Raw genomic sequence first — 21,013 nt, forward strand, 5'->3', positions numbered from 1 at the left:
CACCCAAACGGGCGGGGGGGGGCGCGGCCCCCCCAACCCCCCCCCCCCGCCGCCCCCCCCTGCTTCTTCGGGCCCGGGGGGGGCGCGCGCGGCCCGGCGATTGGGCCGCAAAGCAGCCTAACAAGACCACTACCCTTTGCTTTTGCAGCTTCAGCCGCTACATTGGATCCCCTGTGCCAGCCAACGCTGGCACTTTTTTTCTCACCCTTACAAAGACGGACCCCGTAAAAACTCCATCATGGACCCTTCCCCTGGTTTTAGCTTCATCTCCCTCTTTGCCGACTTCGGCATGATTCTCTTCGCCTTCCTCCTGGTGCTGCTCAACGGCTTCTTCGTGGCCGCCGAGTTCGCCATGGTCAAGCTGCGCGCCACCCGCGTCGAGTCCATCGCCGAACTGCATGGCTGGCGGGGCAGCATCCTGCGCAAGGTCCACAACCAGCTTGACGCCTACCTGTCGGCCTGCCAGCTGGGCATCACCCTGGCCTCCCTGGGCCTGGGCTGGGTCGGCGAGCCGGCCTTCGCCCACCTGCTCGAGCCGGTGCTGGCCGCCGTAGGCGTCGACACGCCGGAGCTGGTCAAGGCGATCTCCTTCTTCGTCGCCTTCTTCGTGATCTCCTACCTGCATATCGTGGTCGGCGAACTGGCGCCCAAGTCGTGGGCGATCCGCAAGCCCGAACTGCTGTCGCTGTGGACGGCCGTGCCGCTGTACCTGTTCTACTGGCTCATGTACCCGGCCATCTACCTGCTCAACGCGAGCGCCAATACCATCCTGCGCATCGCCGGCCAGGGCGAGCCCGGCCCGCACCATGAACACCACTACAGCCGCGAAGAGCTCAAGCTGATCCTGCACTCCAGCCGTGGCCAGGACCCGAGCGACCAGGGCATGCGCGTGCTGGCCTCGGCCGTGGAGATGGGCGAGCTGGAAGTGGTCGACTGGGCCAACTCCCGCGAGGACATGGTCAGCATCGATGCCCATGCCCCGCTCAAGCAAATCCTGGCACTGGTGCGCCGCCACAAGTTCAGCCGCTACCCAGTCTACGATGCCGAGCGCGAGGAGTTCACCGGCCTGCTGCACATCAAGGACCTGCTGCTGGAGTTGGCCGAACTCGACCATCTACCCGAGACCATCGACCTCGAAGAGCTGGCCCGCCCCTTGGAGCGGGTGTCCCGACACATGCCGCTGGCCCAGTTGCTGGAGCAGTTCCGCAAGGGCGGCGCGCACTTCGTGCTGGTGGAGGAAGCCGACGGCAAGGTGATCGGCTACCTGACCATGGAAGACGTGCTGGAAGTGCTGGTAGGCGACATCCAGGACGAACACCGCAAGACCGAGCGCGGCATCCTCGCCTACCAACCGGGCAAGCTGTTGGTGCGTGGCGACACGCCGCTGTTCAAGGTCGAGCGCCTGCTGGGCGTTGATCTGGACCACATCGAGGCCGAAACCCTGGCAGGGCTGGTGTACGAAACGCTCAAGCGCGTACCCGAGGAAGAGGAAGTGCTGGAAGTCGAAGGCCTGCGCATCATCATCAAGAAGATGAAAGGCCCGAAAATCGTCCTGGCCAAGGTGCTCAAGCTCGATTGAGCGCTCCGTCCCACAGGGTATGTGCACCACTGAACCCTGTGGGAGATTCTATGGTTGTGGGCAAGCCGGTTCCCACTGGTGCAGCGCCAACCACACCCTGTGGGAGCCGGCTTGCCGGCGATGAAGACAACCCTTTACCCAAAGCCTGATCGCATCCCGGTGTGGGTAATCACCATGCACTCAACCAGCCCTGCTCGCTCAGGATTCATGATGCTGTTGCCCGTTCTGGCCAATCGCCGGCAAGCCGGCTCCCACCGGTACTTCGCCAACCACACCCTGTGTACGCTTGTTGCGGGAGGTCACCCAGCCCTTTGGGCTGCGCTGTCGAGCACAGAACAAACGGCCAGTGCTGACCCTCTGTGCGGCTCGGGCAGTACGAATCAAGGGTTCCCTGCAGTGAAATCCGGCAAACCACCCAGCGGCCGATTGAACCGGTAGGGAATCGACTCCAGCGCCAACCCCACATTGCGCTGCACCACGAAATGCAGGTGCGGCCCGGTGCTGTTGCCGGTGTTTCCCGACTTGGCCAGCAGCGCGCCCTGGGCCACCCGCTGCCCTTCGCTGACCACCACCGACCCACGCATCAGGTGCAAATACACGCCCATGGTGCCGTCCGGGTGCAGAACTCTGACGAAATTGCCCGCTGGGTTGTTGCCGCGACCGCGCTGGCTGTTCTCCACCTTCACCACCACGCCTTCGCGCGCCGCGACGATCGGCGTGCCTTCGGGCATGGCGACGTCCATCGCATAGCGCCCCTTGGGCCCGAAGTGGCTGAAGCGCCCGTTGGGCCCTTGGGTCAAGCGGAACGGGCCACCGCGCCAGGGGAATGGATAGCGGAAGGCTTGGGGCCGCTTGCTCGGGTCGCCCAGGGCATGGCGGAATTTCGTCTCGTATCGCAGCCGCCCGCCTGGCACCGCAGTCAACACGGTCAGCACCTGGGTCGAACGCGGCGCCACCACACGCCGGATGACCCGTGGCGCGTTACCGCCCTGGGCATCGGCCAGGCGAAACAGGCGAAGCTCGACCTCCACCGGGGCGAACAGCTCGTTGCGCGCGAAGAAACGGGTGCCTCCGGCAACCTCCACGGCGCGCAAGCGTATCTGGCTGTCCAGGCGCTCGACCATGGGTTCGCGCAGCACGAACGGCCTGGCACCAGGCAGCGGGTTTTCGGAGTAGGAGACCACGCCAAAGGCATCGGTGGTCTTGTAGAGAGTCATGCCCAGGCTCGACGCCGAGGCCGTGAGCAAGGCACAGAACAGCAACAGGCGGGCGGCGGGCATGATAGTGGCTTTTTGATAGTTGTTATGAACCGAAGCCTAGCAGCCACTTTCAGGCGGGGTGTTGCAGTTGGTCGGGAATTGGTCGGTTGTCTGATTGCGGGATAGGTCGGACCGCCCCAGCGCCGCTCCTACAAGAGGATCAGCGCTAGCCGCTTGTTCTCTGCGCAACGCAGGCCTGACGATAGATCAGGCGCCGGGGGTGAAGTGCTTCTGGGCGGTGCCACGGGCGATCAGCCGCGACAGGTAGTCGAGCTTCTGCGCATCCTGGTCGACGAACTTGAAGGTCAGTTGCAGCCAGTCGCTGTCCGGCTTGGGCTCCAGGGCCGCCACGGCATGCAGGTAGCCGTTGAGGCGTGCCACCTCGGCATTCTCGCCCTGCTCCAAGTCCAGCACTGCACCTTCGAGCACCTGCGGCAAGGTCGTGCCACGGCGCACCACCAGCAATGCTTCCTTGAGGCTCAAGGCCTTGATCACACAGGCCTGGGTACCGCTGGAAAGCCGCAGCTGGCCCTGGCCACGCCCGCTCTGGGCCGCCGCCGCCGCGCTCTTGGGTGCCGGTGCGTTGATTAGTGGCTTGTTGGGGGCCACGGCAGCCGCCACAGGCGCCTTGACCGTTTCGGCTCGCCCACCGGTGAGTGCACTCAACGAATCATTGGCGAACGCCGAGTTGATACGTGCCGGCGCGCTGTTCACCAGGCCTTCGAGCTTGCCGAGCTTGGTCAGGGCCTTCTTTACCTTGGTCAGCAGCTGCTCGTTGGTAAATGGTTTGCCCACGAAATCGGAGACGCCGGCCTGGATAGCCTGGATCACGTTCTCCTTGTCGCCACGGCTGGTCACCATGATGAACTGCAGGTCCTTGAGCTCGGCCTGCTGGCGGCACCAGGTGAGCAACTCAAGGCCGGACATTTCCGGCATTTCCCAGTCGCACAAGACCAGGTCGAAACGCTCCTTGCCCAGCAGGGTCATGGCCTTGCGACCATTGACCGCGTCCTCGATGGCGATGCCTGGGAAGGCATTGCGCAGACACTTCCTCACCAGGTCGCGAATGAACGGCGCATCATCCACGACCAGCACGTTGACCTTACTCATCGATACTCCTCTTGAACCCCGACTAGCTTACCGCCGACTGATGGCCATTTGCCAAACCATTGGTCACGCCGGGACTTCTCTCATCGTTCGCGGGTGCCTGCCGGCTGCCCGACCGCAAACGAAAACGCCCGGCCTAAGCCGGGCGTCGATGCTCGGGAGCAACCTTACTTATCGTCCGATTGCGCCGGAACATTAGCGATTTCGGCGTCGTCCGCCGTTTCGCCTTGCACTTCGGCCTTCATACGCTTGAGGCCCATGTGGCGTACGTCGGTGCCGCGCACCAGGTAGATCACCAGCTCGGAAATGTTGCGCGCGTGGTCGCCGATGCGCTCCAGCGAACGCAGGGCCCAGATCACGCTCAGTACGCGGGAGATCGAACGTGGGTCTTCCATCATGTAGGTGACCAGCTCGCGCAGTGCGGTCTTGTATTCACGGTCGATGGTCTTGTCGTACTGGGCCACCGACAGCGCAAGGTCGGCATCGAAGCGGGCGAAGGCGTCCAGGGCATCACGCACCATGTTGCGCACCTGGTCGCCGATGTGGCGCACCTCGACGTAACCGCGGGGCGATTCACCTTCCTCGCACAACTGGATGGCGCGGCGGGCGATCTTGGTGGATTCGTCGCCGATGCGCTCCAGGTCGATCACCGACTTGGAGATGCTGATGATCAAGCGCAGGTCGGAGGCCGCCGGCTGGCGACGGGCGAGGATGCGCACGCATTCCTCGTCGATGTTGCGCTCCATCTGGTTGATCTGTTCGTCGACTTCACGGACCTGCTGGGCCAGGCCCGAATCGGCCTCGATCAGTGCGGTGACCGCGTCGTTGACCTGCTTCTCGACCAGGCCGCCCATCGCCAGAAGGTGGCTACGCACCTCTTCGAGCTCGGCGTTGAACTGCTGGGAGATGTGATGGGTGAGGCTCTCTTTGTTGATCATCGTTTCGCTCCGCGAAGAAGCTGCAAGCTTCAAGAAATTCGTATCGTTCCCTGGCGGCACCTGTGGGAGCGGGCTTGCCCAGCGATTGCGATCGACCGCTTGGCATGGCTGCCCAGGCGCAATCGCGGGACAAGCCCGCTCCCACAGGGTGGGGATTAACCGTAACGACCGGTGATGTAGTCTTCGGTCTGCTTCTTCGCCGGGTTGGTGAACAGGGTATCGGTATCACCGAATTCGACCAGTTTGCCCATGTACATGAACGCGGTGTAGTCCGAGACGCGCGCCGCCTGCTGCATGTTATGGGTCACGATGACGATGGTGTACTTGGACTTGAGCTCGTAGATCAGCTCCTCGACCTTCAGGGTCGAGATCGGGTCCAGAGCCGAGCACGGCTCGTCGAGCAGCAGGACTTCCGGCTCCACGGCGATGGTGCGGGCGATGACCAGACGCTGCTGCTGGCCACCGGACAGGCCCAGGGCCGAATCGTGCAACCGGTCCTTGACCTCGTCCCACAGCGCGGCGCCCTTCAGGGCCCATTCGACGGCCTCGTCGAGCACGCGCTTCTTGTTGATGCCCTGGATACGCAGGCCGTAGACCACGTTTTCATAGATGGTCTTGGGGAACGGGTTGGGCTTCTGGAACACCATGCCGACCCGGCGGCGCAGCTCGGCCACGTCCTCGCCCTTGCGGTAGATGTTGTGGCCGTACAGGTTGATGGCGCCTTCCACGCGGCAACCGTCGACCAGGTCGTTCATGCGGTTGAAGGTGCGCAGCAGGGTCGACTTGCCGCAGCCGGACGGGCCGATGAAGGCGGTCACGCGCTGCTTGGGAATGTTCATCTGCACGTCGAACAGGGCTTGCTTGTCACCGTAGAACAGGGACAGGCCGGGTACTTCGATGGCCACGGTTTCTTCGGCCAGGCGCAGGCTCTGCTTGTCGCGGCCCAGGGCGGACATGTCGATGCCGTGGGCGTGGGATTCTTGCTGCATGGTCAACTCCATACGCTATCAATTCGTTTCAAAGGGCCGCCCGGCTTACGGGCGGCACGCTTGCAATCAGGATCAGCTGTCGAGGGCCTTGTACTTCTCGCGCAGGTGGTTACGGATCCACACCGCCGAGAGGTTGAGGGTGGCGATCACCAGCACCAGCAGCAACGCGGTGGCATACACCAGCGGTCGCGCGGCCTCGACGTTGGGGCTCTGGAAGCCGACGTCGTAGATGTGGAAGCCCAGGTGCATGATCTTCTGGTCCAGGTGCAGGTACGGGTAGTTGCCGTCCACCGGCAACGACGGCGCCAGCTTCACCACACCCACCAGCATCAGCGGTGCCACTTCGCCCGCAGCACGGGCCACGGCGAGGATCATGCCGGTCATCATGGCCGGGCTTGCCATCGGCAGGACGATCTTCCACAGGGTCTCGGCCTTGGTCGCGCCAAGGGCCAGGGAGCCTTCGCGCACGGTACGCGGGATCCGCGCCAGGCCTTCCTCGGTGGCCACGATCACCACCGGCACGGCCAGCAGCGCCAGGGTCAGCGAGGCCCACAGCAGGCCTGGGGTACCCAGGGTCGGGGCCGGCAGCGCCTCGGGGAAGAACAGCCGGTCGATCGAGCCGCCCAGCACGTAGACGAAGAAGCCCAGGCCGAACACGCCGTAGACGATCGCCGGTACACCGGCGAGGTTGTTCACCGCGATGCGGATCAGGCGCGTCACCGGGCCCTGCTTGGCATATTCGCGCAGGTATACCGCCGCCAGTACGCCGAACGGGGTGACGATCACGGCCATGATCAGGGTCATCATCACGGTGCCAAAGATGGCCGGGAAGATACCGCCCTCGGTGTTGGCTTCACGCGGGTCGTCGCTGAGGAATTCCCAGACTTTGCTGAAGTACACGCCCATCTTGGTCATGGCCGACATGCCGTTGGGCTGGTACGCGTGGACCACCTTGCTCAGGTTGATCTCCACTTCGCGACCGTTGCCGTCACGGGCCACCAGGCTGTCGCGGGAGAACGCCTGGTGCAGGCCGGTCAGGCGCTCTTCGATGGCCTTGTAGCGGTTGTTCAGCTCAGCGCGGTCGGCCTCGATATCGGCCTGGGCCGCGGCGTCCAGCTTGCCATCGAGCTCCAGCTTGCGGGTCTGCAGGCGCAGGCGCTCCAGGCCATGGTTGATGGCGCCGATGTCCTTCTTCTCGAGGGTCTGCAGTTCGGAAGCCAACTGGTCGGCACGCTTGAGGCGCGCCTGCAGCTCGGCCCAGGCACCTGCGCCTTCGGCGACCACGCGGCCTTCTTCCTTGACGCTCACCAGATAGCCGTAGAAGTTGCCCCACTCGCGGCGCTCCAGGGCGATCAAGTCGGCAGGCTTCTGCTGATCGACCAGCCACTCGCCGACCAGCCAGGTGAAGTCGCTGCCGTTGAGGTCGCGGTTGCCGACCTTGACCAGCTCGCGGGTCATGAACTCCGGGCCTTCGTCCGGCACCGGCAGGCCGGCACCCTTGAGGCGGGCGCGTGGCACTTCTTCCTTCTGCACCACTTCGCCGATGATCACATGGTCACCCTGACCCGGCACCTTGTAGGTGGCCTGGATCAGGTCGGCCGGCCAGAAGTGGCCCAGGCCGCGGACGGCGATCACGGCAAGCAGGCCGACGGTCATGATCACCGCCATGGCGACCGCGCCACCGCTGATCCAGACGCCGGGGGCGCCGCTCTTGAACCAGCCTTTGAGGGAATCCTTTTTCACGGATCTCTACCTTTCTATCAAAGCGACGAGTATTTCTTGCGCAGACGCTGGCGAATCAGCTCGGCCAAGGTGTTCATGATGAACGTGAACATCAGCAGCACGAGGGCGGCGAGGAACAGCACACGGTAGTGGCTGCCGCCGACTTCCGACTCGGGCATTTCCACGGCCACGTTGGCGGCCAGGGTGCGCATGCCTTCGAACAGATTCAGCTCCATGACCGGGGTGTTGCCAGTGGCCATGAGCACGATCATGGTCTCGCCCACCGCACGGCCCATGCCGATCATCAGCGCCGAGAAGATGCCCGGGCTTGCGGTGAGGATGACCACGCGGGTCAGGGTCTGCCAGGGCGTCGCGCCCAGGGCCAGGGAGCCCAGGGTCAGGCTGCGCGGCACGCTGAACACGGCGTCCTCGGCGATCGAGTAGATGTTCGGGATGACCGCGAAGCCCATGGCGATACCGACTACCAGGGCGTTGCGCTGGTCGTAGGTAATGCCCAGATCGTTGGTGATCCACAGGCGCATGTCACCGCCGAAGAACCAGGTCTCTAGGAACGGGCTCATGTACAGGGCGAACCAGCCGATCACCAGGATCACCGGGATCAGGATCGCCGCTTCCCAGCCATCCGGGATGCGCAGGCGGATCGATTCGGGCAGGCGGCTCCAGGAGAAGCCGGCGACGAGGATACCGATCGGCAGGATCAGCAGCAGGCTGAACACGCCCGGCAGGTGCCCCTCAAGGTACGGGGCCAGGAACAGGCCGGCGAAGAAGCCCAGGATCACCGTCGGCATCGCTTCCATCAGTTCGATCACCGGCTTGACCTTGCGGCGCATGCCCGGGGCCATGAAGTAGGCGGTGTAGATAGCGGCGGCGATGGCCAGAGGCGCGGCGAGGATCATCGCGTAGAAGGCGGCCTTCAGGGTACCGAAGGTCAGCGGCGACAGGCTCAGCTTGGGCTCGAAGTCGGTATTGGACGCCGTGGACTGCCAGACGTACTTCGGCTCGTCGTAGTTTTCGTACCAGACCTTGCCCCACAGCGCGCTGAAGGAAACCTCTGGGTGCGGGTTCTTCAGGCTCAGCGGCAGCAGCTTGCCACCCTGCTCGATGATGATGCGGTTGGCGCGTGGCGACAGGGCCAGAATACCGGCACCTTCGGCTACCGGCTCGACCAGCAGGGTGCGATGCGCGGTGCTGTGGAACACGCCCAGCTGGCCTTCGCTGTCCAGGGCGATGAAGCCCTTGCGGCGCTCTTCGGCATCGATCTGCACGACTGGCGCCTTGCCCATCTGGAAGCTGCGGATCAGCTTGAAACGCGACTCGCCATCCGGGTCGCGGGCCATGAACCACTGGCTCAGGCCGCCCTTGGAATCACCGAAGATCAGCGAGATGCCGCCGACCAGCTGGGCGCTGGCGGTGATCTCGGTGTTGCCGTCCTCGGACAACTTGTAGCGCCCGTTCAGGCTCTTCTCGCGCAGGCTGAAGACATCGGCGGTGGCGCGGCCGTTGACCACGTACAGCCACTGCTGGCGCGGGTCGATGAAGATAGCCTTGACCGTCTCGGTCATCTGCGGCAGGTCGATGCGGTTCTGCTCGCTGGTGACCTCGCCGGTCATCATGTTCTCTTCGCGAGTCAGCTCGATCACCTGCAGGTGCGAACCGGTGGAGCCGGCCAGCAGCAGGGTGTCGCCGTTGACGTTGACGCTCACGTGCTCGAGGGCACGGCCCTGGTCGTCCAGGGTGAACGCTTGCTGGCCATACGGGAAGTCGATGGCCGGCGTGATGGTCTTCTTGTTGTCCGGGTAGGTGATCTTGTAGCTGTGGTTGAACACCAGCGCCTGGCCGTTGGACAGACCCAGCACCACCACCGGGCTGCCCGGCTGGTCGGTGCTGATCGAGGCCACCTGGACGCCTGCCGGCAGCGGCAGGTCGATGCGCTTGACCTCGGCACCGGTCTTGGTGTCGAAGAACAGCGCCTGGCCCTTGTCGGAAACGCGCATGCCCACGAGGTTCTGCTCCTCGAGGGCGATCATCAGCGGCTTGCCGGCGTCCTGTTGCAGCCAGGTCGGTTCCAGGGCCTTCTTGCTGGTCAACTCGGCGCCCTGGAACAGCGGCAGCACCACATAGGCCAGGTAGAAGAAGATCAGGGTGATGGCTGCCAGCACGGCAAGCCCGCCCACCAGTACGTACCAGCGGGTCAGGCGGTCCTTCAGCGCACGCATGCGCCGCTTGCGTTGCAGCTCGGGCGTATTGAAGTCAATCCGCACGGGGGGAGAATTTTGGGTCATTGTGGAGTTGGCCAGATCATTCATGCGCACACCCTAGCGGTCCCGTATGACAAAAACATGACAATGCAGTGACGCAAAAAAGCCCGCCGCTCAGGAGCCCTGGCTTCGGACTGAGAATTCGTGGAAGAGGCCGGGCATTGGCGCCGGCCTCTTCCTCAGTTACTTACTTCTTTGCAACGTTACCGGCGTGGGACAGGCCCAGGTCAGCCAGGGTCTTGTCGACCACTTTGGCCGGCAGCGGGATGTAACCGTCCTTCACCACGACCTGCTGGCCAGCCTGCGACAGCACCAGCTTGACGAACTCGGCTTCCAGCGGGGCCAGAGGCTTGTTCGGGGCCTTGTTGACGTAGACGTACAGGAAGCGCGACAGCGGGTAGGTGCCGTTCAGGGCGTTGGCTTCGTTGTCCTCGACGAACGCGCCACCTTCCTTCTTGGCCAGGGGCACGGTCTTGACGCTGGCGGTCTTGTAGCCGATGCCCGAGTAGCCGATGCCGTTCAGCGAGCTGCTGATCGACTGCACGACCGAAGCCGAGCCAGGCTGTTCGTTGACGTTAGGCTTGAAGTCGCCTTTACACAGGGCTTCTTCCTTGAAGTAGCCGTAGGTACCGGACACCGAGTTGCGGCCGAACAGTTGGATTGGCTTGTTGGCCAGATCACCCGTCACGCCGATGTCGCCCCAGGTTTTCACGTCGGCTTTGGCGCCGCACAGGCGAGTGGAGGAGAAGATCGCATCGACTTGGGCCATGGTCAGGCCTTTGATCGGGTTGTCCTTGTGCACGAACACGGCCAGGGCGTCGACGGCGACCGGGATGGCGGTCGGCTTGTAGCCGTACTTCTGCTCGAAGGCCTGCAGCTCGACATCCTTCATCTTGCGGCTCATCGGGCCGAGGTTGGCGGTACCTTCGGTCAGCGCGGGTGGCGCGGTGGAGGAGCCGGCAGCCTGGATCTGGATGTTTACGTTCGGATATTCCTTCTTGTAGGCCTCGGCCCACAGAGTCATCAGGTTCGCCAGGGTATCGGAACCGACGCTGGAGAGGTTGCCCGATACGCCAGTGGTCTTGGTGTAGGTCGGGATTGCAGGATCGACGGCGGCAACCGCATTGGCGGTAGCGACGCCAGCGGCGGCGAACGTGAGGGCCGCCATCAAACGCTTCAGTTTCATGCCTAACTCCTAGCAGGAATATTTGGGGTGTGAGATGGAACGGGCCCAAGTATCTGCAGGCCGCATGAACACTCTATGACTCGAATGTGACAATTGGATGAAAGGCCATCACCGGAAACCGGGATGGCCTTTGCAGGATGTTGCAAGGATGTGGGGGCGCTTCGCACCCCATCGCCGGCTCCCACCTGCCCCCGACACCTGTGGCAGCCGGCTTGCCGGCGATGACCGCCTCAGCGTTTCTTCACTATCAGATACAGCCCCACCAACAGACCAACGGCACACAGGCCCGCCACATAATAGGCCGGCGCCATCGGGCTGAACCTCAGCAGCGCCGTGACCACCATCGGCGTCAGCCCGCCAAAGATCGCGTAGGCCAGGTTGTACGAGAACGACAGCCCGCTGAACCGCACCACCGGCGGGAACGCCTTGACCATCACGTAGGGCACCGCACCGACGATCCCCACGCACAGGCCAGTGACCGCGTACAGCGGGAACAGCAGGTCAGGCCGGGTCGGCAGGCTATGGAAGAACATCCACGAGGTCACGAGCAACAGCAGGCTGCCCACCACGAACACCCGGCCGGCGCCGAAACGGTCGGCCAGGCTGCCGGCAACCACGCAGCCGAAGCTCAGCAACACGATGGCCAGGCTGTTGGCTTTCAGCGAGTCGGTGGGGCTGACCTGGTAGAGGCTCTGCAACAGTGCCGGGGTCATGAGGATGATCACGACGATGGCCGCCGACAGCAACCAGGTCAGCAGCATCGACAGGACGATCGCGCCGCGGTGGTCACGCAGCACCGCGCGCAACGGCAGCTCTTCGGCCAGGGCCTTGCGTTGCTGCATCTCGGCGAACACCGGGGTCTCGTGCAGCCAGCGCCGCAGATACACCGCCACCAGCCCGAACACGCCGCCCAACAGGAAAGGAATACGCCAGGCGTAGTCCGCCACTTCGTCGGGGCTGTAGAGGGTATTGATCAACGTGGCCACCAGCGAGCCGAGCAGAATACCGGCGGTCAACCCGGCGGTCAGCGTGCCGCAGGCATAACCGGTGTTGCGTGCCGGTACGTGCTCGGACACGAACACCCAGGCCCCCGGCACCTCGCCACCGATGGCGGCGCCCTGGACCACGCGCATGGCCAGGAGCAGGATCGGCGCCCACAGGCCGATCTGCGCATAGGTCGGGAGCAAGCCCATGACCAGGGTCGGCACAGCCATCATGAAGATGCTCAGGGTGAACATCTTCTTGCGCCCGAGCAGGTCGCCGAAATGCGCCATGATGATGCCGCCCAGCGGCCGGGCCAGGTAACCGGCGGCGAAGATGCCGAAGGTCTGCATCAGGCGCAGCCACTCGGGCATCTCGGCCGGGAAGAACAGTTTGCCGACCACCGTGGCGAAGAACACGAAAATGATGAAGTCGTAGAACTCCAGCGCTCCGCCGAGGGCGGACAGTGAAAGGGTTTTGTAGTCACTGCGGGTCAGCGGCCGGGAAGGCTGCTCGATACTGCTCGGCACGGAGGTCATGATAATTCTCTTTATTGTCGTGCAGGCCGTTTGTCACGCGGCTTCTGGAAGATGTAGCCGGCGAAGATAACAAATTGCCGCGTGCGACTCATAGCGGTACAAAATCTATACAGATATTCATGAATGCACGGTCGTCGCTGGCTGTTCAGCTCTATATACTGCCGATTCGTAGGAAAACGTTGCGCCTCTCGTGGGATGTTGTGCGAAAACGCCGGTCAAGTGTTTCAGGCGGTTTCGCAGAGTTTCCCTTTGGCCGCCCACCGAAGCGAAATCAGCGTAGTATGTTTTCAGCTGAATCGTTTTCCCGGCGTCCGTTCTTTGCGCCAACCAACGAAGCGTCACGGGTCCGAGGCCCCATCGCATGATTGAGCTCGAACAAGAAGATCCTATCCCACAGGGCGACCTGGCCCTGCAGATTACCGCCCTGCCGCGCGAAACCAATGGTTTCGGCGACATCTTCGGCGGCTGGCTGGTTGCCCAGATGGACCTGGCCGGCACGGCCATGGCCAGCCGCGTCGCCGGTGGCCGCGTCGCCACCGTGGCCATCGACCGCATGGCGTTCCTGGTACCGGTCGCCGTGGGCGCGCAGTTGTCCTTCTATACCCAGACCCTGGAAATCGGCCGCAGCTCCATCCAGATGATGGTGGAAGTGTGGAGCGACGATCCGCTGTCCAGCGAATGGCGCAAGGTCACCGAAGCCGTCTTCGTGTTCGTCGCCATCGACGGCAGTGGCCGCACCCGCTCCGTCCCTCGTCGCTGAGCCACAGGCGCGTTAAACTCGTTGCACGGCATGAGGTCCAAGGCCTCATTTGCATCCCAACGAGACGCGCACAATGGCTACCTTCCAGGTCGAAACCGAACAACACGGCGAGCTCAACTGCTGGCGCATCACCAGCGAGCATGCAGAACTGCTGGTCGCTCAACAGGGCGCCCAGGTCCTGAGCTACCAAAGGCTGGGCGAGCCGCCGCTGCTGTGGCTGAGTGACCAGGCCATCTTCCGCCAGGGCAAGTCGGTACGCGCCGGCGTGCCGGTGTGCTGGCCCTGGTTCGGCAACCTGCAGCGCAACCCTCAGGCCGTGCAGGCCATGTATCAGGGCGAACAGGCGCCAGCGCACGGTCTGGCCCGTACCCGTGACTGGCAATTGCTGGGTATCGAGGAAGCGGACGAAGGCCTGCGTATCGAGTTCGGCCTGCCCGAAGCCCAGGGCGCCCTGCCCGGCTGGCCCCATGACGTTGAGCTCAAGCTGCTGATCGAAATGGGCTCACAGCTGAAAATGACCCTGCGCAGCCAGAACATGGGCAATGACGATGTCACCATCAGCCAGGCACTGCACAGCTATTTCGCGGTGAGCGATGTGCGCCAGGCGCGCGTCGAAGGCGTGGAGAACCTGGGCTATATAGAGACCCTGGCCGATTGGGAGCTGCGTCAGCAGCATGGCGCACTGGCGTTTGCCGGGGAAACCGACCGCATCTACCTGCAGGTACCTGCCGTGCTGAAGATCGTCGACCCCCACTGGAACCGTCGCATCACCTTGCAAAGCACCGGTTCGCGCTCGGCGGTGATCTGGAACCCCTGGACCGACCGCGCGCGCGACCTGCCGGACATGGCGGACGATGGCTGGCAGCGGATGCTGTGCATCGAGACGGCGAACGTGTGGGATGACGTGGTAGCGTTGAAACCTGGGGCCAGCCATTCGCTGAGCGTCACGATCGGCAGCGAGGCCTTGTAGCGGGGCCGCTACGCTGCCCAATCGCCGGCAAGCCGGCTCCCACAGGGTTCGCGAACAGCCAGTCTCTGTGGGAGCCGGCTTGCCGGCGATTGGGTAGGAATGAAAATCAGAGGTCGGCGTCTTCCACCACCCTCACCTTTCCTGCATCCATGGCATAGGCCGCATCCGCCAAGTCATTGCTGACCTTTTCCACCTTCAGCGTCCCGCTGACCCACAACGGCGTGTAGATATCGTCGATCTTCAGCCCCTTGGGATAACGCACCAGCACCAGTTGGTTCGGCGGCGGCGGTGGCACATGGATGCAGGCGCCGGGGTATGGCACCAGGAAGAACAGCGTGCTGTTGCCCTTGGCATCGCTCTCCAACGGCACGGGATACCCGCCCAGGCGGATCTGCTTGCCGTTCATGGCCGCCACGGTCTTGGTCGAGTACATCACCGCTGGCAACCCCTTGGCCTGCTTGAGCCCACCCTTGTCGGTGAAGGTGCCCATGGCCTCAGGTGAGTTGTGGTCGATCTCGGGCATCTGCTCGAGTGCCTTCTGGTCCGACTTGGGCATCAATTCCAGCCAATCGGTCTCGGGCAATTCGGCATGGGCCAGGGTGCTGGCCAACAGCAGGGAAGCAAGGAAAAACGCACGCATGGAAAATGCTCGGCAACTCAGGTGAATTGCCGGGCATTCTAAACCAGTCATCCGCGTTTCTTGATGAATCCGTAGATCACCAAAAGGACGATGGCACCGATCAGGGCGCCAACGAAACCTGCGGCCTGGCCCGCCTGGTAGATACCCAGGGCCTGCCCGCCGTAGGTGGCGACCAGGGAGCCGGCGATGCCCAGGAGGATGGTCATGATCCAGCCCATGCTGTCGTCCCCAGGCTTGAGGAAGCGGGCCAGCAGGCCGACGATAAGGCCGATGAAGATGGTTCCGATGATACCCATGGCAATCCCTCTGCAGTGAAATGAAACAAGCCAAAGCCTAGACAGCGCTTTGGCTTGTTGCCATTTCAGAGGGCCTGCCGGGGGCAGAGGTTCAATCAGCCGGCGATCAGGGCTTCGACTTCGGCGATCTTGCCCTTGAGGGTGGCCATGTCGGCGCAGCGCAAGGTGGCGTGACCAACCTTGCGGCCGACCTTGAAGGCCTTGCCGTAGTGGTGCAGGTGGCAGCCCTCGATGGCCACGACCTGGTCCACTGCCGGCACTTCACCGATGAAGTTGAGCATGGCGCTCTCGCCAACCTTGGCAGTGGAGCCCAGCGGCAGGCCGGCAACGGCGCGCAGGTGGTTCTCGAACTGGCTGCACTCGGCGCCTTCGATGGTCCAGTGCCCCGAGTTGTGCACCCGTGGCGCGATCTCGTTGGCCTTCAGGCCCCCGTCGACTTCGAAGAACTCGAAGGCCATGACGCCGACGTAGTCCAGCTTCTCGAGCACACGGCCAACGTAGTCTTCGGCCAGGGCCTGCAGCGGGTGTGCCTGGCTGGCCACCGACAAGCGCAGGATGCCGCTTTCATGGGTGTTGTGCACCAGCGGATAGAAGCGGGTTTCGCCATCGCGGCCACGCACGGCCACCAGCGAGACTTCGCCGGTGAACGGCACGAAGCCCTCGAGCAGACACGGCACGCTGCCCAGCTCGGCGAAGGTGCCTACCACGTCGTCGGCAGTGCGCAGGACCTTCTGGCCCTTGCCGTCGTAGCCCAGGGTACGGGTCTTGAGCACCGCCGGCAGGCCGATGCTGGCCACGGCGGCGTCCAGGTCTTCCTGGGAGAGGATGTCGGCGAAGGCCGGGGTTGGGATGCCCAGGTCGCGGAACATGCTCTTCTCGAACAGGCGATCACGGGCGATGCGCAGGGCTTCGGCGCTGGGGTAGACCGGGACGAACTGCGAAAGGAAGGCCACGGTCTCGGCCGGGACGCTTTCGAACTCGAAGGTCACCAGGTCGACTTCGTCGGCCAACTGGCGCAGGTGGTCCTGGTCGCCATAATCGGCGCGAAGATGCTCGCCCAGAGGCGCCGCACAGGCGTCCGGGGCGGGGTCGAGGAAAGCGAAGTTCATGCCCAACGGCGTTCCCGCCAGGGCCAGCATGCGGCCCAGCTGGCCGCCACCGATTACACCGATCTTCATGTTGATAGCCTCAGGCCTGGCGCGGGTCCGGGTTGTCCAGGACGGTTTCGGTCTGCTCCGTGCGGAACTGCTTGAGTGCCGCGTGGTACTGCGGGTACTTGGCGCCCAGGATGCTCGCCGACAGCAACGCCGCGTTGATCGCGCCGGCCTTGCCGATGGCCAGGGTAGCGACCGGCACGCCTGCCGGCATCTGCACGATCGACAGCAGCGAATCGACACCCGACAGCATCGACGACTGCACCGGCACGCCCAGCACCGGCAGGTGGGTCTTGGCGGCGCACATGCCTGGCAGATGGGCAGCGCCACCGGCACCGGCGATGATCACCTCGATGCCGCGGCCTTCGGCCTCCTCGGCGTACTGGAACAGCAGATCCGGGGTACGGTGGGCGGAAACCACCTTCACCTCGTAGGGAATGCCGAGTTTTTCCAGCATATCGGCGGTGTGGCTAAGGGTGGACCAATCGGACTTGGAGCCCATGATCACGCCAACCAGTGCACTCATCGTCGAGCCTCTTCGCTTGTGCGCCCGCGGGCGCGTCAAAAAACAACAAGCCACGCGGGACGACCGGCGTGGCTTGTTTGCTGATCAATGACCGGATCGATCCGGTCCAGGGGCCGCGCAGTATACCGTAAGCCAGTGCCGTAAAGGCACCCCGGCGACCAACTGTCGGCCTTATTTTTCGGGGGTTTGGCTGACTTTTGGGTCAACTGACACAGCGGCCGTGCCACCCTCGAGCTTGCGCCACAGCAAGCGCACATTGGCCTTGCGCACCAAGGCACAGCGATACAGGCGGATTTCCAGCGGTACGTGCCACTGGATGCCCCCACAGATCGCCAGCTCGCCGCGCTCCAGCTCACCGCGCATCGACAGCCGCGGCACCCAGGCGATGCCCATGCCCTCGAGGGCCATACTCTTGAGACTGTCGGCCATGGCGGTTTCATAGACCGTGGTATAGCGCAGGTTGCGCTGGCGCAGCAGCAGGTTGACCGAGCGGCCGAGGAAGGCGCCGGCACTGTAGGCCAGCAGCGGCACGCTGCTTTCACCCTCGAGGTCGAACAGCGGCTTGCCGTCGGCACCCACCGCACAAACCGGCAACATCTCCGTGGTGCCCATGTGCAGCGACGGGAAGATCTCGGCATCCATCTGCAGGGCGGCGTCGGGGTCATAGAAGGCCAGCATCAGGTCACAACCGCCTTCGCGCAATGCATGCACCGCATCACCCACGTTGGTGGCCACCAGGCGGGTGGCGATGTTCAAGCCATCGTTGCGCAACTGGGCGACCCAGCGGGGGAAGAAACCCGACGCCAGGGAGTGCGCCGCCGCCACCTGCACCACTTCACCCTGCCCGCCTTCCAGGTGATGCAAATGGCGCAAAACTTCGCTCAACTGGTCGACAACGGTGCGCGCCGTGACGAGAAACAGCTGCCCGGCCTCGGTCAGTTCGATCGGCGTGCGGGAACGATTCACCAAGGTCAGCCCCAAGGCAGCCTCGAGGCTGCGGATCCGCCGGCTGAAGGCCGGCTGGGTCACGAAGCGGCGTTCCGCCGCCTGGGAAAAACTGCGGGTAGCGGCCAGGGCGCTGAAGTCTTCCAGCCACTTGCTTTCGAGGTTCATGAAGCGATCTCCCAGCGTGCACCAAAATGGAACACGCTCGATTGTCAATTGGCGTCACATGAATCGGTATGCCGTTTGTGCATAGGTTAGCGTGCAACAGCATTGGCCGCAAAATCCGCCCCGGCCTAGGATTGGCGCCATTCCGGCAGGTGCCGGGTTTAAATCGAGATGATATCCGTCATGTCCTCCGCTGCATCGTTCCGCGTCGAAAAAGACCTGCTTGGTACCCTTGAAGTCCCTGCCGATGCCTACTACGGCATCCAGACCCTGCGCGCTGCCAACAACTTCCACCTCTCCGGCGTTCCGCTGTCGCACTACCCGAAGCTGGTCGTGGCCCTGGCCATGGTCAAGCAGGCCGCTGCCGACGCCAACCGTGAGCTGGGCCACCTGAGCGATGCCAAGCACGCCGCCATCAGCGAGGCCTGTGCCCGCCTGATCCGCGGTGAATACCACGACCAGTTCGTGGTGGACATGATCCAAGGCGGTGCTGGTACTTCCACCAACATGAACGCCAACGAGGTCATCGCCAACGTCGCGCTGGAGGCCATGGGCCACAAGAAGGGTGAGTACCAGTACCTGCACCCGAACAACGACGTGAACATGGCGCAGTCGACCAACGACGCCTACCCGACCGCCATCCGCCTGGGCCTGCTGTTGGGCCACGACGCCCTGCTGGCCAGCCTCGACAGCCTGATCCAGGCCTTCGCTGCAAAAGGCAAGGAATTCGACCACGTACTGAAGATGGGCCGTACCCAGCTGCAGGACGCCGTACCGATGACCCTGGGCCAGGAATTCCGCGCCTTCGCCACCACCATGACCGAAGACCTGAACCGTCTGCGTTCCCTGGCGCCTGAGCTTTTGACCGAAATCAACCTGGGCGGTACCGCGATCGGTACTGGCATCAACGCCGACCCAGGCTACCAGGCCCTGGCCGTACAGCGCCTGGCGACCATCAGCGGCCAGCCGCTGGTCCCGGCTGCCGACCTGATCGAAGCCACCTCCGACATGGGCGCCTTCGTGCTGTTCTCCGGCATGCTCAAGCGTACCGCGGTCAAGCTGTCGAAGATCTGCAACGACCTGCGCCTTCTGTCCAGCGGCCCACGCACCGGCATCAACGAGATCAACCTGCCGGCTCGCCAGCCAGGCAGCTCGATCATGCCAGGCAAGGTCAACCCGGTTATCCCGGAAGCCGTCAACCAGGTCGCCTTCGCCATCATGGGCAACGACCTGGCCCTGACCGTCGCCGCCGAAGGGGGCCAGCTGCAGCTGAACGTCATGGAACCGCTGATCGCCTACAAGATCTTCGACTCCATCCGCCTGCTCCAGCGCGCCATGGACATGCTGCGCGAGCACTGCATCGTCGGCATCACCGCCAACGAACAGCGCTGCCGTGAACTGGTCGAGCATTCGATCGGCCTGGTCACCGCCCTGAACCCGTACATCGGCTACGAGAACGCCACCCGTATCGCCCGCGTCGCCCTGGAAACCGGCCGCGGCGTGCTGGAACTGGTGCGCGAGGAACAGCTGCTGGACGAAGCGATGCTCAACGACATCCTGCGTCCGGAAAACATGATCGCCCCACGTCTGGTTCCGCTGAAGGCGTAACCGACGGCTTGAAACGTCTCACCAGGTCGAGGGACTAGACACCTCTCAACCGTTCAAGGGCCCGAGCGCATGCTCCGGGCCCTTTTTTTATGCTCAACCGCTTCATGGCCTTTCGCGGCAGCCCCAAAGGACCAACCGGGCACACAACTTGCTCCATAATGCGTCCCAGCCCAACGGGATACCGAGCATGCTGCACAGTCACCTCACCACCCTCAACGCGGTTTCGCTGATTCTCACGGTCTTCCAGGAAGAGGGCTGCGATGCCGCGCGGTTGCTGGCAGGCAGCGGCATTGCGCTGGAGGATCTGGGCCATGCCGATGCGCGCATCACCACCCAGCAGGAATTGCAGGTGTGCGCCAACGCCGTGGCCCTGCGCGAGGAGATCGGCCTGGAGCTGGGCCGGCGCATGCATGTGTCGTGCTACGGGATGCTCGGTTACGCCCTGCTCTCCAGTGCCACTTTGGGTGACGCCCTGAGCCTGGCGCTGCGCTACCCGGCGTTGCTGGGCACGGCATTCCAACTGCGCCTGGTGGATGACGGCCAGCGGGTCTGGTTCAGCGCCAACGACTACCGGGACAGCCCGGAGCTGGCGGCCTTCAACGTGGAGTTCTGCCTGGTTTCCTTGAAGGTCATCTGCGATGACCTGCTGGGCAAGCCCCTGCCGCTGCTGGCGGCACGCTTCGAGTATCCAAGGCCCGGCTACCATGGCCTGTACGCGGATGCCTTCCAGTGCCCGCTGGGCTTCGAGGCCAACGACAATGCGTTCGCCTTCGAGCGCCGCTGGCTGGACATGCCCCTGCCTCTGGCCGACCCCATCACCCACAAGGCCATGGCCGAACGCTGCCGGCAGCTCAATCTGGAATTCACCGGGCGCCAGGCCTGGCTGGGGCGTATTCGCCATCTGCTGATGCAGCAACTGGACGCCGCGCCCGGGCTCGAAGGCCTGGCGCGACAGATGAACTGCTCCTCGCGCACTTTGCGCCGGCACCTGCAGGCGCTTGGGTGCAGCTATCAACAATTGCTCGACGAGCTGCGCTTCGAACGGGCCAAACAGTTGCTGGCCGAGGACCAGATGCCGATCTACCGCATCGCCGAGACACTGGGGTTCAGCGAGACGGCAAGCTTCCGACATGCCTTCCAGCGCTGGAGCGGCGTGGCGCCCAGTCATTTTCGTGGCTGACTGCATTGACCCAATCGCCGGCAAGCCGGCTCCCACAGGTACAGCGCAGAACAGCTGGGAGTCGGCTTGCCGGCGATTGGGCCTTGAAAATCGCACACCTGCTTTGGCCACATCGATCCCCTTTTGGCCGTTTCCGTCGTTCTCCCCCGCCACGCCGCCTCACACAATGAGGCACGCCAGTAAAAACCGG

Annotated in this window: 18 protein-coding genes; 5 read left to right on the plus strand and 13 right to left on the minus strand. The window is 63.7% G+C overall.

Annotated features, from left to right (window positions below):
- The first annotated feature begins 238 nt into the window (after positions 1-238).
- Entirely contained in the window at positions 239-1,579 is a 1,341-nt protein-coding gene (locus ACNFG0_RS12570) for a hemolysin family protein (protein ID WP_196146539.1), read from the plus strand.
- A 380-nt stretch (positions 1,580-1,959) separates the two neighbouring features.
- On the opposite strand, the gene ACNFG0_RS12575 is transcribed toward ACNFG0_RS12570, so the two are convergent.
- The 8 genes from ACNFG0_RS12575 to ACNFG0_RS12610 form a co-directional block, all read right to left on the minus strand.
- Positions 1,960-2,859 (minus strand): peptidoglycan DD-metalloendopeptidase family protein, encoded by a 900-nt coding sequence (locus tag ACNFG0_RS12575; RefSeq protein WP_416765056.1) that lies wholly within the window; start codon positions 2,857-2,859, stop codon positions 1,960-1,962.
- Positions 2,860-3,045: 186 nt separating this feature from the next.
- Positions 3,046-3,948: a response regulator gene (locus ACNFG0_RS12580; RefSeq protein ID WP_196146541.1), complete on the minus strand. Its 903-nt coding sequence runs from the start codon at positions 3,946-3,948 to the stop codon at positions 3,046-3,048.
- Positions 3,949-4,112: 164 nt separating this feature from the next.
- Positions 4,113-4,883 (minus strand): phosphate signaling complex protein PhoU, encoded by a 771-nt coding sequence (gene phoU / locus ACNFG0_RS12585; RefSeq protein ID WP_196146542.1) that lies wholly within the window; start codon positions 4,881-4,883, stop codon positions 4,113-4,115.
- 155 nt (positions 4,884-5,038) lie between these two features.
- Complete coding sequence (pstB, locus tag ACNFG0_RS12590) at positions 5,039-5,872, minus strand: phosphate ABC transporter ATP-binding protein PstB (protein ID WP_084855420.1); 834 nt, start codon at positions 5,870-5,872, stop codon at positions 5,039-5,041.
- A 72-nt stretch (positions 5,873-5,944) separates the two neighbouring features.
- Positions 5,945-7,615, minus strand: a complete 1,671-nt coding sequence (pstA, locus tag ACNFG0_RS12595) for a phosphate ABC transporter permease PstA (protein WP_196146543.1) — start codon at positions 7,613-7,615, stop codon at positions 5,945-5,947.
- A 17-nt stretch (positions 7,616-7,632) separates the two neighbouring features.
- Positions 7,633-9,921, minus strand: a complete 2,289-nt coding sequence (locus ACNFG0_RS12600; protein ID WP_196146544.1) for an ABC transporter permease subunit — start codon at positions 9,919-9,921, stop codon at positions 7,633-7,635.
- A gap of 139 nt (positions 9,922-10,060) precedes the next feature.
- Complete coding sequence (locus tag ACNFG0_RS12605; protein WP_196155900.1) at positions 10,061-11,059, minus strand: phosphate ABC transporter substrate-binding protein PstS; 999 nt, start codon at positions 11,057-11,059, stop codon at positions 10,061-10,063.
- Positions 11,060-11,289: 230 nt separating this feature from the next.
- A complete protein-coding gene (locus ACNFG0_RS12610) occupies positions 11,290-12,579 on the minus strand; it encodes an MFS transporter (RefSeq protein ID WP_196166933.1) in 1,290 nt (429 codons plus the stop codon).
- 361 nt (positions 12,580-12,940) lie between these two features.
- Between ACNFG0_RS12610 and ACNFG0_RS12615 the strand changes: the two genes are divergently transcribed.
- The gene (locus ACNFG0_RS12615) at positions 12,941-13,339 is read left to right on the plus strand and encodes an acyl-CoA thioesterase (protein ID WP_003253317.1); all 399 of its coding nucleotides are present in this window, start codon (positions 12,941-12,943) and stop codon (positions 13,337-13,339) included.
- 73 nt (positions 13,340-13,412) lie between these two features.
- On the plus strand, positions 13,413-14,309 hold the full coding sequence (locus tag ACNFG0_RS12620; RefSeq protein ID WP_196146547.1) for a D-hexose-6-phosphate mutarotase: 897 nt from the start codon (positions 13,413-13,415) through the stop codon (positions 14,307-14,309).
- Positions 14,310-14,415: 106 nt separating this feature from the next.
- On the opposite strand, the gene ACNFG0_RS12625 is transcribed toward ACNFG0_RS12620, so the two are convergent.
- From ACNFG0_RS12625 to ACNFG0_RS12645, 5 genes are all read right to left on the minus strand, one after another.
- A complete protein-coding gene (locus ACNFG0_RS12625; protein ID WP_196155902.1) occupies positions 14,416-14,949 on the minus strand; it encodes a DUF3299 domain-containing protein in 534 nt (177 codons plus the stop codon).
- A 47-nt stretch (positions 14,950-14,996) separates the two neighbouring features.
- Positions 14,997-15,245 (minus strand): GlsB/YeaQ/YmgE family stress response membrane protein, encoded by a 249-nt coding sequence (locus ACNFG0_RS12630; RefSeq protein WP_084855307.1) that lies wholly within the window; start codon positions 15,243-15,245, stop codon positions 14,997-14,999.
- Positions 15,246-15,340: 95 nt separating this feature from the next.
- A complete protein-coding gene (locus ACNFG0_RS12635) occupies positions 15,341-16,423 on the minus strand; it encodes a 5-(carboxyamino)imidazole ribonucleotide synthase (protein WP_196146549.1) in 1,083 nt (360 codons plus the stop codon).
- A gap of 10 nt (positions 16,424-16,433) precedes the next feature.
- Positions 16,434-16,925, minus strand: a complete 492-nt coding sequence (gene purE / locus ACNFG0_RS12640; RefSeq protein ID WP_043209945.1) for a 5-(carboxyamino)imidazole ribonucleotide mutase — start codon at positions 16,923-16,925, stop codon at positions 16,434-16,436.
- A gap of 171 nt (positions 16,926-17,096) precedes the next feature.
- Positions 17,097-18,038 carry a LysR substrate-binding domain-containing protein gene (locus ACNFG0_RS12645; RefSeq protein WP_416765061.1) on the minus strand — a complete coding sequence of 314 codons (942 nt, stop codon included), beginning with the start codon at positions 18,036-18,038 and terminating at the stop codon, positions 17,097-17,099.
- 180 nt (positions 18,039-18,218) lie between these two features.
- Between ACNFG0_RS12645 and aspA the strand changes: the two genes are divergently transcribed.
- Together aspA and ACNFG0_RS12655 are read left to right on the plus strand one after the other, a co-directional pair.
- The gene (aspA, locus tag ACNFG0_RS12650) at positions 18,219-19,643 is read left to right on the plus strand and encodes an aspartate ammonia-lyase (RefSeq protein WP_084855303.1); all 1,425 of its coding nucleotides are present in this window, start codon (positions 18,219-18,221) and stop codon (positions 19,641-19,643) included.
- A 187-nt stretch (positions 19,644-19,830) separates the two neighbouring features.
- A complete protein-coding gene (locus ACNFG0_RS12655) occupies positions 19,831-20,823 on the plus strand; it encodes an AraC family transcriptional regulator (protein ID WP_416765063.1) in 993 nt (330 codons plus the stop codon).
- Positions 20,824-21,013 lie beyond the last annotated feature (190 nt).

The sequence above is a fragment of the Pseudomonas sp. NY15372 genome (assembly GCF_048068215.1).
Classification (GTDB): Bacteria; Pseudomonadota; Gammaproteobacteria; order Pseudomonadales; family Pseudomonadaceae; genus Aquipseudomonas; species Aquipseudomonas guariconensis_A.

What these genes read in the sequence shown, in the direction of transcription:
- ACNFG0_RS12570 (WP_196146539.1), top strand. Translation starts at nt 239, where the DNA reads ATGGACCCTTCCCCTGGTTTTAGCTTCATCTCCCTCTTTGCCGACTTC.
- ACNFG0_RS12575 (WP_416765056.1), bottom strand. Translation starts at nt 2,859, where the DNA reads ATGCCCGCCGCCCGCCTGTTGCTGTTCTGTGCCTTGCTCACGGCCTCG.
- ACNFG0_RS12580 (WP_196146541.1), bottom strand. Translation starts at nt 3,948, where the DNA reads ATGAGTAAGGTCAACGTGCTGGTCGTGGATGATGCGCCGTTCATTCGC.
- phoU (WP_196146542.1), bottom strand. Translation starts at nt 4,883, where the DNA reads ATGATCAACAAAGAGAGCCTCACCCATCACATCTCCCAGCAGTTCAAC.
- pstB (WP_084855420.1), bottom strand. Translation starts at nt 5,872, where the DNA reads ATGCAGCAAGAATCCCACGCCCACGGCATCGACATGTCCGCCCTGGGC.
- ACNFG0_RS12600 (WP_196146544.1), bottom strand. Translation starts at nt 9,921, where the DNA reads ATGAATGATCTGGCCAACTCCACAATGACCCAAAATTCTCCCCCCGTG.
- ACNFG0_RS12605 (WP_196155900.1), bottom strand. Translation starts at nt 11,059, where the DNA reads ATGAAACTGAAGCGTTTGATGGCGGCCCTCACGTTCGCCGCCGCTGGC.
- ACNFG0_RS12610 (WP_196166933.1), bottom strand. Translation starts at nt 12,579, where the DNA reads ATGACCTCCGTGCCGAGCAGTATCGAGCAGCCTTCCCGGCCGCTGACC.
- ACNFG0_RS12615 (WP_003253317.1), top strand. Translation starts at nt 12,941, where the DNA reads ATGATTGAGCTCGAACAAGAAGATCCTATCCCACAGGGCGACCTGGCC.
- ACNFG0_RS12620 (WP_196146547.1), top strand. Translation starts at nt 13,413, where the DNA reads ATGGCTACCTTCCAGGTCGAAACCGAACAACACGGCGAGCTCAACTGC.
- ACNFG0_RS12625 (WP_196155902.1), bottom strand. Translation starts at nt 14,949, where the DNA reads ATGCGTGCGTTTTTCCTTGCTTCCCTGCTGTTGGCCAGCACCCTGGCC.
- ACNFG0_RS12630 (WP_084855307.1), bottom strand. Translation starts at nt 15,245, where the DNA reads ATGGGTATCATCGGAACCATCTTCATCGGCCTTATCGTCGGCCTGCTG.
- ACNFG0_RS12635 (WP_196146549.1), bottom strand. Translation starts at nt 16,423, where the DNA reads ATGAAGATCGGTGTAATCGGTGGCGGCCAGCTGGGCCGCATGCTGGCC.
- purE (WP_043209945.1), bottom strand. Translation starts at nt 16,925, where the DNA reads ATGAGTGCACTGGTTGGCGTGATCATGGGCTCCAAGTCCGATTGGTCC.
- ACNFG0_RS12645 (WP_416765061.1), bottom strand. Translation starts at nt 18,038, where the DNA reads ATGAACCTCGAAAGCAAGTGGCTGGAAGACTTCAGCGCCCTGGCCGCT.
- aspA (WP_084855303.1), top strand. Translation starts at nt 18,219, where the DNA reads ATGTCCTCCGCTGCATCGTTCCGCGTCGAAAAAGACCTGCTTGGTACC.
- ACNFG0_RS12655 (WP_416765063.1), top strand. Translation starts at nt 19,831, where the DNA reads ATGCTGCACAGTCACCTCACCACCCTCAACGCGGTTTCGCTGATTCTC.